At 57.6% G+C, this 854-nt stretch carries 1 protein-coding gene; it reads left to right on the forward strand.

What is annotated here, in order from left to right:
• Positions 1 to 85: 85 nt before the first annotated feature.
• A protein-coding gene (locus tag AWB68_RS45540) for an IS5 family transposase (RefSeq protein WP_374729671.1) occupies positions 86 to 837 on the forward strand; the annotation gives its coding sequence in 2 pieces (ribosomal slippage) (positions 86 to 403 and positions 406 to 837; 750 coding nt in all).
• Positions 838 to 854 lie beyond the last annotated feature (17 nt).

Consider the following 854-nt stretch of genomic DNA (forward strand, 5'->3'; position numbering starts at 1 on the left):
CTAGGGCGTGTTGACAATCATCCGGTCGGGGGCTGTTAACTTTTGGAGAAATCTGTTTACATCCTGTCTTTTGCGGAAATTCAGGATGCCAAGGTTAATGCTCAGCGATGACCAATACGCGCGGATTGCCCAACTGCTGCCTGGCAAAGCCACGGATGCGGGTCGAACAGCGGCGGACAATCGACAGTTTGTCGAGGCGGTGCTGTGGATTGCTCGCACCGGCAGCCCATGGCGTGATCTGCCTGCTGATTTCGGAGCTTGGAACAGCGTGTATAAACGCTTCGCCAGATGGTCTCGCGCGCAGGTATGGCATACCGTATTTGTTGAGCTTGCGGGCGATGCCGACTTCGAGGAGGTCTTCATCGACAGCACCATTGTGCGGGCGCACCAGCATGCCGCCGGCGCGCCCAAAAAAACGGCGATCAGGCGATCGGCCGCTCGCGTGGCGGATTGACCACCAAGATTCATGCTCTGGTCGATGGATTGGGCATGCTCGCACGCTTTCGGCTGACCGGCGGTCAGGCGGGCGACAGCCCCGAAGCGCTGCCTTTGCTCGACGATCTGAAACCCGCCAGTCTGGCTGCCGACAAAGCCTACGATTCGAACGCGATCCTGCAACATCTGGAATCGACGGGTATTCAAGCCGTCATCCCCAGTCGCGCCAATCGCCTTGACCAACGCCCTTTGGACGAGCATCTCTATGCCTCACGAAATCTGGTCGAACGTTTCTTCTGTCGCATCAAGCAATTCCGTCGCATCGCCACCCGATACGACAAACTCTCCGAACGCTTCTCGTCATTCGTTGCGCTCGCCGCTGCATTCATCTGGATCTGCTAATTGTCAACACGCCCTAG

Origin of the sequence: Caballeronia choica (assembly GCF_001544535.1) — a bacterium.
In the GTDB taxonomy this organism is placed as follows: Bacteria; Pseudomonadota; Gammaproteobacteria; order Burkholderiales; family Burkholderiaceae; genus Caballeronia; species Caballeronia choica.